This is a genomic window from Photobacterium sp. 2_MG-2023 (assembly GCF_030547675.1).
In the GTDB taxonomy this organism is placed as follows: domain Bacteria; phylum Pseudomonadota; class Gammaproteobacteria; order Enterobacterales; family Vibrionaceae; genus Photobacterium; species Photobacterium arenosum.
Genome location: NZ_JAUOQQ010000001.1, coordinates 17,068 through 34,265, shown reverse-complemented (window position 1 = coordinate 34,265; position 17,198 = coordinate 17,068). Strand labels below are relative to the sequence as shown.

Sequence of the window (17,198 nt, the reverse complement as noted above, 5' to 3'; positions counted from 1 at the left end):
GTCAGTTGCCTTTTACAGTAAATAAACGTTTTGCAGTCAATGCAAGAATATATAAGTCAAATAAAAAACTTTGTTTTTCTATGTATTCAAAATCCAAACTGAGCCTTTCATCAAAAGTAGCTTGAGAACGTAATTTTGCCTGAGCTAAACCAGTAATACCAGGCAATACAGAATTTCGCTTTGTCCAGTCATCATCGGTATAGTCTTTTATTTGTGCTGGAACATTTGGCCGGGGACCTACCAGACTCATCTCACCCTTTAATACGTTAAATAACTGTGGCAATTCATCTATACTTGTCTTTCGTAAAATAAAGCCAATTGGAGTGATTCTAGTATCATTAGATCGAGTTGAGTACCCACCAAGGCTATGGGCATTAATCACCATACTTCTAAATTTATATAAGAAAAAAATTTTACCATTTATACCAACTCTCTCTTGCTTAAAGATTGGTTGTCTTCCATTAAAACACAAAAAAATTAAGATCAATATAAAAATAGGTAGCAATAACAAAATCAATATCGCTGAAAGTGTTATATCAAATAGACGTTTCATTTATTTTCCTGACAATTTCTTCTACTGATTTGGAAAAATGGTAATGTTGCATTGCCATTGCTTGTGTCGAAAGGTTTAATGCATTATTTCTAGCATCATCAATTTTCTTGATTTCCTCTGAAAGAGAAAAATGTCTCTTTAGCTCATCAACCGTTTTTGCTTCCATATGGAAGGCACGAGATAATATAGCTCTTGTCGAACCAAGCCGTACATGTTCAGTAATTACAGTTTCGCCACCTATATTACCGACTCCAACTCTGGCAATTCCCCCTATACCAAAAGGTTTTTTCAAGCCATTGACCATTTTTTCCACATAACCATTAGACAGAAGCTCAAACATGAAGGATAGATTAAGCTCTAAATGAAGATCATTTAATCCAATATGCAACTCATCAACACAATGTAGTTCTGAGATTTTAAATATATTCTCAGCTGAGTATGACGTTTCAATTAAGGGGATTAACTTAGCTCTTGAGTTTATGTATTCACCAATGCTGATGACTTCATCTATACTTTTAATCATTGGAAGCATCACAATATCTGCACCCGCAGAAATTACTGACTCAACTTCAGTACGTGAGTTTTCATTAAATGGATTTATCCTAACTAATAACTCTGATTGAGATAATATTTTCTTAACCTTGAGTACGTCATCGAGTGAATGTCGGCTTATGACAGTATTTAAGTGTCCCTGCCGCTCTTCTTTACCAAGTATCTCAAGGTCAACAAAAATTCTGTCTACTCCACTAGCTTCTGCATATTTTGCTAAATCTGGTTTATTAGTAATAAACATGTATTTAAATTTTTTCACTAAACATTCCTTTTATTTTCTTCTTATTTAAAAGAAGGAAAACCGTTGCTATTATGATGAATGGGATAAAGGTTTGAAGTATATAGTTAGAAATACCACTAAAATTAAAAATATAATTCATCAAAATAACAATTAAAACAGATGATACACACTTTAAAAGTAATGAAAAAATAAAACCAAAAGAGAAGTCTAACTTTGATATTGCCAAATACATATATATCAAGAAAATCAGTATATAAACACCTAGAAGGCTCATCATCAACTCAATCAAATCGACAGGAGTATAAAAATATAAAGTAATAACTAAAACAATAATACCAGTTAAGTTGGCAATTAACGGATATTTATTCTTACTAGCCGCATTGAAAATTGACATAACCATTAATGATGCCGATTGGAATGACACCGCTAGCAAGCCAATAGATGTTAATTCTGCAACTTCATCCAAATCACTTTTTTCCAAGCTACTTCCGAAAATAACATTAACAAACTCAGATGCATTTAAATACAAACATACTGACAACGTAGAGCTAATTAAAAGAACTAGTAATAATAAAAACTGAGCAATATCCTTAAACAATGTTTTAGAATGGCGAAAGCTTTTAGTTAACTTCGGAAAAAACACAATACTGATGCAACTTACTGAAAAAACAATAATAAATTCGGTCAAACGCATGCTGTAATTAATTAAAGATACACTTCCAACTGAAAAGTTTGATGCCACTGATCTACATATTACTGGCAACAGGAAAATTATGCTCCCAGAAGCCATGGCTTGAATATATTTTCTTATGAAGTCAGAGTCTATATACCATCTTTTAAATATACTTTTAAAACCACTCCATATGTCCAATACAAGCAGTTGGCTTAAATACCTAAACGTTACCGCAAGATATAAACCATATATAATAGAGAGCGTTCCTATAACTGAATAGTAATCAGAAAAAAACAAAAACAAAATTATTGTTGAGTTAAATATCAAAGTTCCCAGACTGGGGATTATAAACTTATTATTGAACTGTAAATATGCGGTTGAAACACCAGTTAAAACACAAAAAGGAATGGTGAAATAAGATGATAAAAAAAGTGAACTAATAGCGTCACCTTCATTTTTGTAACCTGGTGCAATTAAACCTATCACCTCGTCATTAAAAAGGCATAATATTATTGAAACAGCAACAAAAGCGAAAAAGAAAAAGAAAAACAATTGGCAAATTATGACTTTACTAACTTTGTAGCTTTCTTTTGCCAGCAGAGGCATTATGGCAGCAGACAAAGCACCTCCAACCAACAAATTAATAAGTATATCAGGAAGTGTTAATAGTAAAATTGCAAGGTCAGAGTTATAACTAACTCCAAATAGTTCCGCTATTGTAATTTCTCTAATAAAACCAGAGAACCGTCCTAGTAGGATACTAAAATTTACAATCAGCAATGAAAAAAGGAGACTATAATTACGTAGCATTTTTATTTAACACTCTAAAATTCAACTTTGTACAAACTAGGCAAACAATCAAAGGGAAAAGAGATGTCGACCCTAATCCCTCCATTGTAAGGGCTGAAATAATAAATAAAAGAGCTACCGATTTATCAAAATAGCTTGAACGATAAAAAACCAACAAACTTAACCCGATAAATAACAAATAAAAAGCTAAGTTAATATAGTTACCAAGTAAAAATGAAGAAAAAACATTTGATCGAGAAACCATATTTGTTATGAAGGCTATCACACCTCCACCACCACTAAAAAATAAAACCTTATGTAACACTGAAGGAATGAAAGCAATAAAGACTATGCTAAATAAAGAGAAAATAAGAACCTTCTTCCTCCGAGAGATAGTGCCTTTTGCTAAGAAAATAGACAATAAAACAATATAATTAAGGATAACACCGGAGCTAAGCATTGATATAAAAAAGCCTAGAAGGACTAAAAGTTTACTTTTTATTTGCTCAGTTATATAAAAGTACACAATAAATGCTGAAATAATCAACAAACTTGTTCTCAAACTAACAAAAATTGGAATTAGAATAATTATTAACAACAGAGGGTTAATTATCCGTTTAAATTTCCAGTAAGCAAAAAAACACAGCTGAATTAATTGTAATATTATGAATGTATTTAAATTTTTCCCAAAATGGAATTGCTCTTCAAAATATAAAAATGGAGCAATAACCAGATATCTAATGTAGTGAATTGTCCCAAGACCATCGGGGTTGATTTTCCCTGATAGAATCGCGTTTATTTGTTGAAAAAACCCATCGTCCTCCCCTGAAGGAAATACTTCCAACGGGAAAAAAAATGCCAAAACCACAGACAATAAAAACAAAAAAATTCTTATAATGAATTTATCAAAGCTATTATAATTCATATTTCAACTATAAGCTAAAACCGTCATCCACAATAATATTCTGCCCTGTCACAAACTTTGATTGTTCGGATAACAAATACAAAACAGTGCCACAAATATCATCTACATTCAACATGCCAGCGCCATTCGTATATTGTTTATAGCTATTCAAAAATTCTTGTGGTTGAGAATCAAAAATACCACCCGGGCTTACACTATTTATACGGAAACGACTATCATTAATATATGAAACGGCATATTTATTTAAATGCAATAACGCTGATTTTATAGCTGCGTATTCAACAGGCATTGTCATTTTCGTATTTTTATATACTTCAAATCTAGGAGCAATTACACCATATACTGAAGATATATTGACCAATGAAAATGTGTGCTTATGTTTTTCAAAATACTTAGCGCATTGTTGTGTGAATAAAAAAGCGCTTCCTAAATGCAAAGCTAGGTTTTCGTTAAAACTGGCTAATGACACATCAAAAAAGTGTGCTCCATATGTTTTATTTCTTGGGTATGTAGCATTTACGGCACCATGCAACAGTTCAACGGATGAAAAAAACGCTACACTTTCATCTTCATTTGTCACATCCAGCTCTATTAACGTTATTTCATCAGCATCAACGTTAATACCCAACTTTTCTAAACGGGGTCTCATAGTATTAATAGATAGATCAGCAGCAATTACCTTTGCTCCTTGCTTTAATATTTCAAAGACCAACGTCGCGCCTAAAAGCCCGCCAGCTCCCGCAACCAAAATCACTTTATCATTTAGTAAGTTATTCATTTATTGTTCACTTTTAATAATAGACTCTGCCAATAAAAAATCGTAGATATCGTCAATATCAACAGAGCGACTTTTTGGTACAGTTACGGTTGTTACTTTACCAGAGAATAATCCATAATAATTTATTACATAGTTAACAGTAGTCGCATAAACTACTGTTGTAATATCAAAAACCTCGGGGACATCCTGGCGCCTTGAAACATCTATCTCTGGTTTTATTACTAGCTCTACAAATCCATCTTGAGAGTCTTTAACCATATTAAAATAAGGACTACGACTTGAGGGGGTTACTGATATACAGATATCAGCCGAAGTATAGTCTCGCTTATTTATCGCATTTTCTACATCGTCAACACTTCGTAGTGGGCTAGTTGCTGGTAAACTAACAAACCCATCAAATAAACCATAATGATCTTGCACCCATTCTATTGCATGTCGCCACGAATCCCATTCAGGGCTTGAATCCGTTGCTAGCTCAGAGGGCCTATCAATCACAATTGCTCCAGAATTTCTTGCTACTTCTGCTATTTTACAATCATCCGTAGAAACAAAAACTTCATCAATAGATGGCGCTGCTTTAGCAATATCAACAGAGTATTGTAATAATGGCTTACCTGCTAACTCTTTTATGTTTTTACCGGGTAAACCTTTTGAACCACCTCGAGCAAAAATAAAAGCATAATTCTTCATTTTGTTACCTTTCATATGACTTTTTAATTTTTGTTATCATTTCGACTGTACTTTTTGCTTCAGTTATAGTCACGCAACGGTTCAACTTTCCATCTATTTTCTGTAAGAAATCAAAAATCATATCAATATACATTTGATTCTTGTTAAAATCATACTCACTATATATCACTTTCGATTCGCACCTAGAGTGAAAAATTATCTCATTTTTGATCAAATCTAATTCAAGGCGCCCATCACTTCCTATTACTGAACACGTTCTATGTGCTCTTTTTTGGAGGAAATCTAAATGAATCGAGATAACAGCATTGTTTTCATTCTTAGCCAAAATATCAACAACATCTTCTACCGCTAAACCCAGTTCGTCCGAAGTTCGAATAATAGCGTGCTCTATATTTAATTTATCAAAGATCCATTGTGCATAATCTAACTCATGGCTTAATTCTAATAATGCACCACCACCTAAATTTGGATTTGCAGAAACACTATCTCTATAGTCTTTATTTGGTCGCCAATCCGGTAAGTACTGACCAATTTCAATATTTACATTATAGATTTGACCAATGCATCGCTGTTCAATCAACTCTTTCAACTTAATTACTGAAGGTAAATATCTTAAACAATAACCAATTGCTACCGGTGTACCATGCAATTGTGTAGCCTGGAAAATTGTATCAGCATCACCTTCTGTGACCGCTACAGGTTTCTCAATTAGAGATGGTATACCTGCTTCAATTAAAGGTAATGAGTGTTTAGCGTGAAAAGGCGCAGGTGATGCAACGACCGCCAGATCAATATTAGCTTTAACTAAATCATCTATACTATTTACAATAACGTCACAATCACTAATCTCTTCGTCAGGTGTTCTGCCGCTTGAAGACATTGCAAATAATGTGCAATTAGGAAACATTTTCTTCAGATTGGAACGATGCCTTTTGGCTATATTCCCTAAACCTATAACTGCTACTTTATTCATTAATCTAGCCCTAGCGAATGTATATCACTCTGAGCACGTTTAAAATCATCCATTCGCCCAATATCTAACCAATATTCATGGATTGGGAACATCAATACTTTTTCACGCTCTTTCATATGTTGTTCGAGCAAAGTCGGCATGTCGATATTATAATTTTTTGGAACGGAATGAATAACACGAGGAGAAATGACATATATACCAGCATTGACAAAAAACCTATGCGTTGGCTTTTCTATCATGCTTGTTATTCGATTACCGTCACCATTGATCACTCCATAGGGAATTTGATAATCATATTCTCGGACGCACATTGTAGCATCTGCTTCATTTTCATTATGGAACTCAAGTAAACGCTGATAATCAACATTTGTGAGCACATCTCCATTCATCATGATTAACGGTAAATCAGCAGGAATATCATCAGGTAACAATCCAAGTGCCCCACCTGTTCCTAATGGCGCGTCTTCATGAACATAAGTGATATTTACCCCTAATGATGAACCATCACCAAAATAAGCTTGAATCACTTCGGGCATGTAGTGGGTAGATATGTAAAAATTTTCAAAGCCAGATTTAATAAAGCCTCGAATTAACGTTTCTAAAATTGGTTTATCACCAACTTTTAACATAGGTTTCGGACAATCATCAGTGAGTGGCCTCAACCTTGTACCAAACCCGCCAGCCATAATAAATACAGGATTGTTGTATTTCGGCCTGCTTAAAGCACTATGTAACGTTTCAAGGCCAACTACGTACAATGAATCATCTAAAATTGGCACAGAGAGTATATCTCTGCTTTCCATCAACTGAATAAGCTCTTTCTTCGTTGCACCAAATCGAGCGGTGCAAGGTGATATATTCATGACACTTGAAACACAATCATTGAGTGATTGATTATTTAATAGTGCTCTACGAATGTCACCATCGGTCACTATACCTAGTAACTTACTTTCCTCATCTACAACCAAAGCAACTCGTAACGCTTCGCTGTTAATGATTTCTAAAGCATGCTTAATTGTACTTTCAGGCCCGATGAGTGTTTTCTGCCAGCAATGACTCATGAAATACCTTTATCAAATTATTTAAACTGTTTTATTAGTGGGCGAGCTGCATAAATTATTGATTTTTCAGCGAATGATTTAGTTACGACTGCACCAGCACCAACTATTGTACCAGTAGGTAGGTTAATATTATTAATGACGGTAGCTCCAGCACCTACATACACATCTGAGCCAGAACAAACTTGTCCGCATAAGACTGCTTTCGGGGCAATATGATTATAAGCACCTAATCGACAGTCATGTTCTATCAATGAACCACTATTAACAATAGAATGCTCACCAACAATTGCACCTGTTTGAACGATAGCTCCGGGTAGTACTTGAGCTCCTTTACTGATTCTCGCAAATGGTGAAATAAGCGCCATTTCTGAAATCACAGTACTAAACTGATAACCTTTAGAAAGAAAATACTCATTCACGTTCCGTTTCAGTTCAGACTTTGGAATCATTCCAATACCATTAACAAGGAGTATGCTTTCTGGTTTGTATTGCAGTACATCTTCGTCAGATTTAAGCTGATGCATCCCAGTAAATATTTCTCTAAGTGATTCTTTTCCAGGATTGACGATAGCAATTATCTTTCTACCTTGCTTTAGTAGAATATCCGCTAAAACAGAAGCATGTCCGCCGCAACCAAGCAACACAATTGGTAAGTCAGAATTATCACTCAAAGATCAGGTCTCCAGGCTGGTAATCCTTACTAGCTTTTCTTCCTTGTAATCCCCAGATGTCATATGGAGACATACCTGTTCCGGGCCTTTTAATCGTTAAATTATCGAACGTAAATACGTCCCCAGCTCTGATTTTTTCGCTGGCAACTAAGCTTTTACGAGCTACCGCTTTATTTTTAACCTCTGAGACCGTTGGCGTTTTAACATTACTTCCTAATGCAACTTCTACCTCTCTGATCGCTTTAACCATTTGAGCTAGCTCACTCGGTTCAAGGGAAGCTTTATGATCAGGACCTTCCATATTCTTATCTAGTGTAAAATGCTTTTCGATAAGCACTGCCCCCCTGGCAACAGCGGCAATTGGAATTGTAATTCCTTCGCTATGGTCAGAATATCCAACCGCTAATTCAAAAGCGCACCCCATGGTATCCATCGCTTTCAAATTGATTTCATTCATTGGCGCTGGATATTCAGTTGTACAATGCAGAATTGTGACTTTTTCTTTCAATGCTTTCTGGCCTGCTTCTGAAGCATATGCTTGTTGAAAAGCTATGATTGACGGTTCTGCAAATTCTTCAGCAACATAGCCAAATGCAATAACACCAAGTGCCATTTCAATTTCTGCTAACGAGGCCATGCCTGTAGACACAATAAGATCACAGCCTGTCCTTGCATGTTCAAGAACAAGTGGTGCATTTGTAAGTTCTCCTGAAGGTATTTTTAACCGTTTTATACCTAGGTCATTTACAAGAAACTCAAGACTTTCAGAATCAAATGCAGTAGAAAGAAACTCTATGCCTAAGAAATCACAATGGGAAACCAGTTTATGATGCGCTTCATAAGATAATTCTAACCGGCTTAACATTGCTAGCTGAGATTCTTTCTTTTTCGTATTCGTAACTTGATACGTTGCCTGTTCGGCATCTTCTGTGACTAAATTTTTGGCTTTAAATGTCTGAAATTTAACTATGTCAGCCCCTGCTTTATGAGCAGCTTCGACAAGTTTAAATGCTAGCTTTTCATCACCATTATGATTTACACCAGCTTCAGCAATAATCAGTGTCATTTATTCCTCACTTAACATCTACATTCGCAAAAGAAATATCGTAGAATTTTTTACATGGTACGAAGCGTAAGCCCTTGATCATTTCAATCACTTTTGAACTGCTATCACCTGCTCCATAGGGGTTAGACACCTTCTCTTCTTTTGCTTTGTAACTACGATTTAATGCTGTACCAATAGCAGATATGATTGCTTCTTTGTTCGGTTCAGCATGAATGACACTTTTAGCTGCTAATCTCCCCTTCTGGCGAGATCCAATATTTACTGTTGGGACATCAAATGAAGGAACTTCTATAATGCCACTTGATGAGTTACCAATAACAGCAGATGCATGTTTCACTGCACTCAGGTATCTCTTTTGACCTAATGAAGGTATCGCATAAACACGTTCAGTGTTTTTAGCAGCATAAGCTTCGAGTAATGGAATTATGCGTCGTCCGCCATCGTCTGCATTTGGATAGGTTAGAATAACTTTACATTCTGAATATTCATCCAATGCATCTAATAGAGCATTGAAACTTTCTTCAGCTTTCTCATTGCCCAACGTCACCGGGTGATATGTAACAATGATGTATGGTTTATCCAGGTTAAACGCTAATGACTTACTTAATTCCTGAACTGATAAAAATTCTGCTCTGTTAAGATGATCCAGCCCAATCGCTCCAACGTTAAACACACGGTCTGGCGCTTCACCCAATTGAATAACTCGCTGTCTATATTCTTCTGTTGAAGTTCCATGCAAGTAACTTAATTTGGTAATCGCGTGTCTAAGTGCATCATCATAAGCTCCTTCAGTAATCTCTCCACCATGCAGATGAAGAACTGGAATACGTAGAATCATTGCGGTTTGCGCCGCAGCCAATGCTTCAAACCTATCACCGAGAATAACTAATACATCTGGATTTAAGCGCGCTAAAGCATCTGAGAAGCCAAGGATTCCTAGCCCCATACTTTTAGCAGTACCCACAGCAGAGTCTGAAGACAATAAAATTTCTATTTTTTCGTCAATTTTGAACCCATCCTGCTCAATTTGCCGATAGGTTTCTCCAAACTCAGGTGATAAATGCATTCCAGAAACCAGTAGTTGTAAACTAAGTTCAGGATCATTCTGTATATCTTTCAGAAGCCAAAAAAGCAGGCCATATTCTGCTCTTGTTCCTGTAAAAACAGCTACTTTTTGCTTTCTTGTCATATCAATTACTATTTATTCTCTTATACAGGAGTGCTAGGCAGGTTGATCAATCTCGCTTCAATATATTCAGAACAGATCAAGTCACCTCGAAGTGCCTGCTTAAACATAGGAAGTCGGTGCATCAATTGCCAAACAGGTCTTGTCATCACACCCGCAGCATTCGTTTCTTTCAATACTTGCTCACGAGTTTCAAGATCAGGACAAATTACTGCATTTAACCAATAGTTAGATTGTGCATATTCAGGCTCTGTCACGAATTGAAAGACTGAACCGGTAAAAAGCTGATTATATTTGTTTGCTAATACTCTTTTATTTGCCAAATATGCATCAAGGACTTCCATTTGAGCACAACCTAAAGCAGCATTAATGTTCGGCATTCGATAATTAAACCCGGGCTCATCATGATAAAACTCATACGGATGAGGGACTTTTGCTGTTGTTGTGACATGCTTTGCCTGTTTACCTAAGTCTTCATTTTTACATAAAACCATACCACCACCACCAGTAGTAATGACTTTATTTCCGTTGAAACTCAACGCACTGTAATCACTAAATGTACCCGTATGCTTCCCTTTATAAAATGAACCCAGGCTTTCTGCTGCATCTTCAACTAAAACCAGGTTCCACTTATGGCATACACGAATCAGTTCATCCAACTCAACTGGATGCCCAAATGTGTGCATTGGCACAACTGCCTTTATCTGCTGGTGTGTCTGTTTATGAAAGCAGCCACCTTCTTTTAACTCAGCATTTTCACTCAAATAGGCATCTACAGCTTTTGGACAAAGCCCTAAACTTACAGGAGATATATCTACAAATATGGGTTGTGCTCCCATATGATAAAGTGCATTGCATGTTGCTACAAATGTAAGTGCCTGAGTTATCACCAAGTCGCCAGCTTTCACTCCGGCAAGATATAGTGCCGTATGTAGAGCAGCCGTACCGTTGACTGTGGCAACAGCTTTTTGAGAACCTGTATAGGTTTCAATCTTGCGTTCAAAATCGTCAACAAACTTACCGACGCTAGAAACAAATGTACTTTCCAACGTTTCCATTACATATTGCTTTTCATTCCCATCAAAAGTAGGAGCGTGTAATGGAATAAACTCGTTCGTTTTATATGTATCACGAACAAATTCGACAATTGTAGATACTTGCATCCGTGAGGCTCCCATTACATTTTACTATCTAAATATTTTCCGGTTTCTTTATGACCAAAGTCAGGAATCATTTTAAAAAACAAACCAACAATGTCTTGCTTATTCCATGATTGATCATATTTAAATTTACGGATAGCGTCTTCAAACAACTCAAGTAGCTCAATATCATATTGAAGTTCATTTTTTATAATGCCAAGATTTTCAAATCTTGACATATCAAGCACTTCCTTTTCAGTGAAAAACTCTTCAAAATCTTTTTCGCCAGTCGTATCACTAGCAGTAAAAAGGCAAGGCCATTTACCTTGCGAAGGTATCACATTTACCAGATCACGAGCTTCATCTTCACTTTCACAAAGATGCGCTTCGTAACCACGCTGCTTCAAATATTTTACAGCGATATCGGCAAAAGTAATCAGATGTAATGCTTCGCTTAATTTCGGGAAAAAGATATCGCGGTTTTCACCAAAAATACACGACATCAAACACAACTCACCCGACTCTTGAGGTGTGACAAAGTAGCGTTTGATATCATTTGGGGCAACAATTGGTTGATTTTTTTGAATTCGCTGGTTAAAACCATGAAGTAAGGAACCATCAGAAAAAGCAACATTCGCAAAACGTGCTGTTGATATATTAATCTGTTCACTTCTACGCATCAGAAACATCTCCATGATACGTTTCGATGCCCCCATCATGTTGACAGGATTTGCAGCTTTATCAGTAGAGACACAGAAATATTTCTTGACCCTCGCATCTATTGATTGCTGGATGGTTTTATCCGTATTAAAGACATTAACATCAATCATACGCATCAATGTGTAGGGGTCTTTTTCACTGCGTACATGCTTTAATGCAGATAAATTTAGAACATAGTCATACTTGCCATCAGATTTAATGAAAGCATCATATTCTGAAGAACCAATATCTAATGCAAATGTCTGGAAATCACCATCAATATATCCGAAAGAGCTGCGAATATCGCGAACAAGTTCAACCATGTTATTTTCACTAATATCAACAACATGAAGTTTTTTCGGGTTTCTTTTAAATATTTCTTTTGTTACCGCCTGACCTATTGAACCCGCCCCACCAAGCACAAGAAACCTTGACTTAGAAACTTCAGCAGCAAGCAGTTCTTCGTTTTTGCTAATATCTTCGGAAAACAGAACCTTACTTCTGCCAATCAACGGTAAAATTGCATCACTCATACTTTTTATCCAATTTTCGAATTTTTTATGACATTACTTAGATTCATAACTGTAGTTGTAGTAACCACCGCTATAATGCGAACTCGCGGTTCGCAGCACCGCATTGAGAATAAAGCCTTTCACTTCAATACCGTTTTGCTCAAAGCGTTGCTTGGTCACTTCTATCTCTTTCACTGCGTTCTGGCCAAAGCGTCCCACCAGTAAGGTCGTGCCAGCATGGGCACCGACAATGGCCGGATCTGTTACAGCCAGGATAGGTGGGGTATCCACCACTACGATATCGTAATTGTCAGATGCCCATTCTAACAATTTTTTAAACCTTGGGTGCATCAATAGTTCAGACGGGTTAGGCGGCACTTCACCACGGCCGATAAAATCCAGATTGTCCACGCCTGGCTGTTTGATAATCTCTTCTATAGCAGCTTTATCAACCAAATAACTCGACAGGCCCGGCGTATGATTCACCGCCATGTTCTTTTCCAGCCGGCCTTTGTGCATATCGGCATCGATCAGCAACACACGCTGGCCGGTTTTGGCTATTACCGCCGCCATGTTGGACGACACAAACGACTTACCGATACCTGGGCTGGGGCCGGAAATCATCAGAATATTGTTTTTAGCTTCCATCATGGCAAAGTGCAGGCTGGTGCGTAAACTGCGCAGCGCTTCAATCGACAGGTCCGCCGGGTTTGCCACTGCCAGTAAGCTCTCTTCCACAGTGTGCTGACGCTTGGTTTTTTGTTTCTTTTCCATGTCGCTTTGCCAGTCCGACAGCGGAATACTGGCATAAACAGGTAAACCAATAGCTTCAATTTCATCCGGGTTTTCCACTCCGCGGTGGAAAGCGGCGCGTATCAGAACTAACGCAACTGCCAGCATACCGCCCAGCAAGGTCGCTAACACCACGATTAAGGCTTTCTTTGGCTTAATCGCGTTTGTATAAGACTGGGCGACATCCAGGATACGGACATTACCGACCGTGCTGGCTTTGAGGATATTGAGTTCCTGCACTTTGTTCAGCAACTGAACGTAGATTTGCTGGTTGACTTCTACATCCCGGGTTAAGCGCAGCACTTCTCGTTGGGTTTTGGGTAGCTTTTGCACCTGGCGGTTGAGTTTTTCGCGCTCGCTCAATAAGGTTTTTCGCTTATCCAGCAGTGAAATATAAGCAGGGTGCTCTTTGGTGAAGCGCTGTGAAATTTCACTTTCTTTAAAGGTCAGTTCATTGAGCTGAGATTCCAGAGTGACCATCACCTCCAGAGTCGATTTGGCTTCCAGCCCCAGATCAATAGAATCGTTGGCCTGACGGAACTGGTTCAGCTCGTCTTCTGCTTTGGTCAAATGTACTTTGACATCCGGCAGGTGACCGCGTAAAAACTCCAGACTCTTTTCGGCTTCAGCCGAATTACGGGCCACGTTCTGCAAAAAATAGTTCTGGCTGATGTCATTCAAAATCGCAGTATTCTGCGCTTTATCAGCACCAATGAACGAGAGTTGCAAAATACCGGTCTGTTTACCGCGCTCCGAGACTGACAGGCTCTGCTGTAGCCACTGGATAGTATCTAACCGGGAACGTTTGCTGATACTGAACTCTGACCCTGCCTGTTCGGTCGTCAGCTCCGAGACAAACAGCTGGTACTCGCCGGATGTTGCCAACTCGCCGACTTTCCCTGACAACACTTTCTGCTCTTCGCTGTCGAACAGGATATAAGTCCCGCTGTCCGGGTCATCCACCACCAGGGTATACACCGGTTCTTCTGTGTCCTGAGGGATATCAAATCGACTGATTGCAATGCTGTCTTTACTACCGGACAGACGATTCAAACCCTTACCAATTAAAGGCAACACAGCAGGTTCTGCCAGTGTGGTCAGGTTGAGTTTGTCCACGGTTTTACCGAGGATCATGCGCGAGCGAATAATCTCAATTTCAGTACTCGAAGAAGATTCACCCGAAAACATATCGCCCATCTCCCCCAGGGCAGACATTCCATTGCTTTTATTTTCAACCTGAAGCAGGGCATCGGCTTTATAGATGGGTGTCGCTAACAGTGCATAAGCAATGCCGGCAACCGCAAAGGCGAACGTAATGGCGATAATGGTCCAGCGCCTGTCCAGCAAAATGCCAAACAGCTTGCCCAGATCAATCTCGTCGGAGTCGGATTGTTTCACCGACACTTGTTGCGAAACAGTCATAGTGTCTATCTACTCAGGCTACTCATGATGGTGGATGTCAGGGTGGATGTCATGATGATCGTCCCAGTCTGAAACACTGTCGTTCAAAGTTCGGACCGACAGTTATTGATCACTCACTAAGCATCACTCTGTAAACATCAGTCAGTAAAGACGATGCCAGGTGTTACAGCTTTTGCGCCCAGGCACGGGCGGCTTTGTCGATCAACTGATACGCATGTTCGTACGCTTCCCGGCTCAGGCGGTAGGGGTCGGGAATGTCCTGCTGACCGATCCATTGCCCAAACAGCATGGTTTTGCCTCTGGCTTCAGGCACGATGGAAGCCACGGCATCCATATGGCTTTTTTCCATCACCAGAATCAAATCCACATCACGGCACATCGCCGAAGTCAGTTGCTGAGCCTGATGCCCGTCAAGGGAAACTCCATTTTCGGCGGCAATCTCGCTGGCCGTGCGATCTGCAGGTTTTCCCTGCAGATTACTTTTCTCTGTGCCTAACCCTGCCGACTGAATATTTTTAGCCGGCAGCAATTGTTTGAGCAGCGCTTCTCCCGACGGAGAGCGACAAATATTACCGACGCATACCACAAGAATATTGTTAAACATGGCTTACCAATCCCTCACTCGTACTGCCCCTTCGGTCAGCTGATTAAACCCGGTAATGGTTGGCAGCAACTGGCGTACTACACGGTTCCAGCGCGCAATCGGTGCCGAGGTGACATACACCACATCGTAGGGTTCCAGTTCAAATTCAGTACCCAGCACCAGTGCCGCGGCATCTTTGATATTGAGCTGGTAAATGTCCGCCAATTGCGCGTTGTCTGCTGTGGATACAGTATTTGCCTTGTTATTTTTGCGCACGTTGCGGATCACAAAGACACCGGTCGCATCCGCTTCCAGTTCGTTAATGCCTCCAACACTGCTCAGTGCTTCCGTCAGCGTCATACCGGCCCGGTCAATTTTCAGCAACTGCGGGGCGTTCACTTCACCCATCACAAACACTTTCTGCGCATCGTTGCGCGGCACATGCACTATGTCACCAGGGCGAAGCAGACGGTTTTGCGTCAGATCACCACGCTGCATTAAGGCATACAGCGAAATATCCTGTTCTATGCCATTGCGGGTCAGGGTCACGTTGCGCCAGTCTGCTTCTTTTGCCAGCCCACCTGCTTTGTTTATCGCATCTAAGAGTGTCATCGGCACATTGGTGATCGCTTGCTGGCCCGGCGTGTTTACTTCGCCGGTTACGTACGCTTTTTGCGAGCGGAAGGCCGCGACATTGACATCCACTTGCGGGCTTTCAATAAAAGCCGCCAGCCGACGTGAGATTTCATCACGGATTTGCGTCACGGTTTTGCCGCCGACCTGAACAATGCCGATATACGGATAGAAGATGCTGCCATCGGCATGGACCCAGTTACCAGACTCACTGGAACTGCGGTAGGAACCGGCAGGAATGGTCAGCTCAGGGTGATCCCAGATGGTTATATTCAGAATATCACCGGGGCCGATATAGTACTCATAACCCGTGAGTTCGGCATCCAACGCTGGATTGGTTCTGGCTGTCACTTCTGGCCGTTTTGACTGGTAAATAACAGAGGGTGTCAACGGATAGACGTTAACCTGCTCAGACACGTTGAACGCTTCGTTGTCTGCTTGTTGTTTGTTGTCGGGTAACGACAGATGGGAGCCGGGAACAACCGTACAACCTGCTAATAACAATGACGCCACAGCAGTAAAAAGGAGCTTCTTAGAGAAATCCATATCCAGTCAACGTTGATAAATAAAGAAATTGAATTTTGATCGAAAAACTAACCGCAATTTACAAATTGCAGTTGCCAATTGACAAGTTAGTCACACATTATGCAAACAGCTGAATCACACTAGAGTGACTGCAACTGCTTAATTAGATAAACCCGATGGAGTGATGAGCACGAACTGGCAACATAACACCCAGCACAGCGCATAAAGACAGGAATTGAAAGCCAGTTAAAAGAGAAACTGCAATGATTTTTGTATTTCAGCGACTGCCAATATACAGTCTCTTGACCTTTCAGGCACGCTACCGCCCTTAGGTTACAGCTCCCAAACGCCTTCAATAACATCCATGTTTTCTGCAAGGTGCAGGTTATCGTTTTCACATGACACTCGTGTCAGCCGGATGACATTTTATTAGAAAAATGTGATTTAGGTTACACTTGCCTGTGTTTCAGGCAAAACCTGTGAAAACGCCTGTATTACCCCATCACAATCGTTGCAGAGCGTGTAAAAACGCCCTGATTGACTGTCACTTTGGCTGCCGCATTCTACACAATCACACTCCACTGAGAAACCATTAAATGCAACAGGTCTCAAATTAGAGTAATTAGTCACCGTCAGGTTATTGTTCACAAGAAAAATTCAATTTTCAATGCATTCAACAGAATGTTCACCGAACCTCCTGAACTTACCAGTAAGTACAACGCCTCTTATATAGTT

The 17,198-nt window shown here is 39.4% G+C and carries 16 protein-coding genes; all 16 read right to left on the bottom strand.

The genetic code is table 11. The features are described 5' to 3' along the window. Window position 1: 1 nt before the first annotated feature. Window positions 2-553 carry a sugar transferase gene (locus Q4491_RS00160; protein WP_303453104.1) on the bottom strand — a complete coding sequence of 184 codons (552 nt, stop codon included), beginning with the start codon at window positions 551-553 and terminating at the stop codon, window positions 2-4. Next, on the bottom strand, window positions 537-1,364 hold the full coding sequence (locus tag Q4491_RS00155; protein WP_303453101.1) for an aldolase/citrate lyase family protein: 828 nt from the start codon (window positions 1,362-1,364) through the stop codon (window positions 537-539). Before Q4491_RS00155 ends, Q4491_RS00160 begins: the two co-directional genes overlap by 17 nt. Beyond that, entirely contained in the window at window positions 1,351-2,829 is a 1,479-nt protein-coding gene (locus Q4491_RS00150; protein WP_303453098.1) for a lipid II flippase MurJ, read from the bottom strand. Before Q4491_RS00150 ends, Q4491_RS00155 begins: the two co-directional genes overlap by 14 nt. Continuing rightward, window positions 2,819-3,733, bottom strand: coding sequence for a hypothetical protein (locus Q4491_RS00145; RefSeq protein ID WP_303453095.1), 915 nt, complete (start codon window positions 3,731-3,733; stop codon window positions 2,819-2,821). Before Q4491_RS00145 ends, Q4491_RS00150 begins: the two co-directional genes overlap by 11 nt. Before the next feature lie 7 nt (window positions 3,734-3,740). Beyond that, window positions 3,741-4,511, bottom strand: coding sequence for an oxidoreductase (locus Q4491_RS00140; protein ID WP_303453093.1), 771 nt, complete (start codon window positions 4,509-4,511; stop codon window positions 3,741-3,743). After that, window positions 4,512-5,201: an acylneuraminate cytidylyltransferase family protein gene (locus Q4491_RS00135; protein ID WP_303453090.1), complete on the bottom strand. Its 690-nt coding sequence runs from the start codon at window positions 5,199-5,201 to the stop codon at window positions 4,512-4,514. A gap of 4 nt (window positions 5,202-5,205) precedes the next feature. After that, window positions 5,206-6,174, bottom strand: a complete 969-nt coding sequence (locus Q4491_RS00130; protein ID WP_303453087.1) for a Gfo/Idh/MocA family protein — start codon at window positions 6,172-6,174, stop codon at window positions 5,206-5,208. Beyond that, window positions 6,174-7,235 carry a nucleotidyltransferase family protein gene (locus tag Q4491_RS00125; RefSeq protein WP_303453084.1) on the bottom strand — a complete coding sequence of 354 codons (1,062 nt, stop codon included), beginning with the start codon at window positions 7,233-7,235 and terminating at the stop codon, window positions 6,174-6,176. The genes Q4491_RS00130 and Q4491_RS00125 overlap by 1 nt, the downstream gene beginning before the upstream one ends. A 17-nt stretch (window positions 7,236-7,252) precedes the next feature. Next, window positions 7,253-7,906, bottom strand: coding sequence for an acetyltransferase (locus Q4491_RS00120; RefSeq protein ID WP_303453081.1), 654 nt, complete (start codon window positions 7,904-7,906; stop codon window positions 7,253-7,255). Then, window positions 7,899-8,972: an N-acetylneuraminate synthase gene (neuB, locus tag Q4491_RS00115; protein ID WP_303453078.1), complete on the bottom strand. Its 1,074-nt coding sequence runs from the start codon at window positions 8,970-8,972 to the stop codon at window positions 7,899-7,901. Before neuB ends, Q4491_RS00120 begins: the two co-directional genes overlap by 8 nt. Window positions 8,973-8,979: 7 nt before the next feature. Then, on the bottom strand, window positions 8,980-10,161 hold the full coding sequence (neuC, locus tag Q4491_RS00110; protein ID WP_303453075.1) for a UDP-N-acetylglucosamine 2-epimerase: 1,182 nt from the start codon (window positions 10,159-10,161) through the stop codon (window positions 8,980-8,982). Window positions 10,162-10,181: 20 nt separating this feature from the next. Further along, window positions 10,182-11,321 carry a LegC family aminotransferase gene (locus Q4491_RS00105; protein ID WP_303453072.1) on the bottom strand — a complete coding sequence of 380 codons (1,140 nt, stop codon included), beginning with the start codon at window positions 11,319-11,321 and terminating at the stop codon, window positions 10,182-10,184. 14 nt (window positions 11,322-11,335) lie between these two features. Next, complete coding sequence (locus Q4491_RS00100; RefSeq protein ID WP_303453069.1) at window positions 11,336-12,529, bottom strand: UDP-N-acetylglucosamine 4,6-dehydratase; 1,194 nt, start codon at window positions 12,527-12,529, stop codon at window positions 11,336-11,338. A 33-nt stretch (window positions 12,530-12,562) separates the two neighbouring features. Continuing rightward, the gene (locus tag Q4491_RS00095) at window positions 12,563-14,722 is read right to left on the bottom strand and encodes a polysaccharide biosynthesis tyrosine autokinase (RefSeq protein ID WP_303453066.1); all 2,160 of its coding nucleotides are present in this window, start codon (window positions 14,720-14,722) and stop codon (window positions 12,563-12,565) included. Window positions 14,723-14,885: 163 nt separating this feature from the next. Then, entirely contained in the window at window positions 14,886-15,326 is a 441-nt protein-coding gene (locus Q4491_RS00090; RefSeq protein ID WP_161442408.1) for a low molecular weight phosphotyrosine protein phosphatase, read from the bottom strand. Between the two features lie 3 nt (window positions 15,327-15,329). Then, window positions 15,330-16,484 carry a polysaccharide export protein gene (locus Q4491_RS00085; protein WP_303453059.1) on the bottom strand — a complete coding sequence of 385 codons (1,155 nt, stop codon included), beginning with the start codon at window positions 16,482-16,484 and terminating at the stop codon, window positions 15,330-15,332. Window positions 16,485-17,198: the final 714 nt, after the last annotated feature.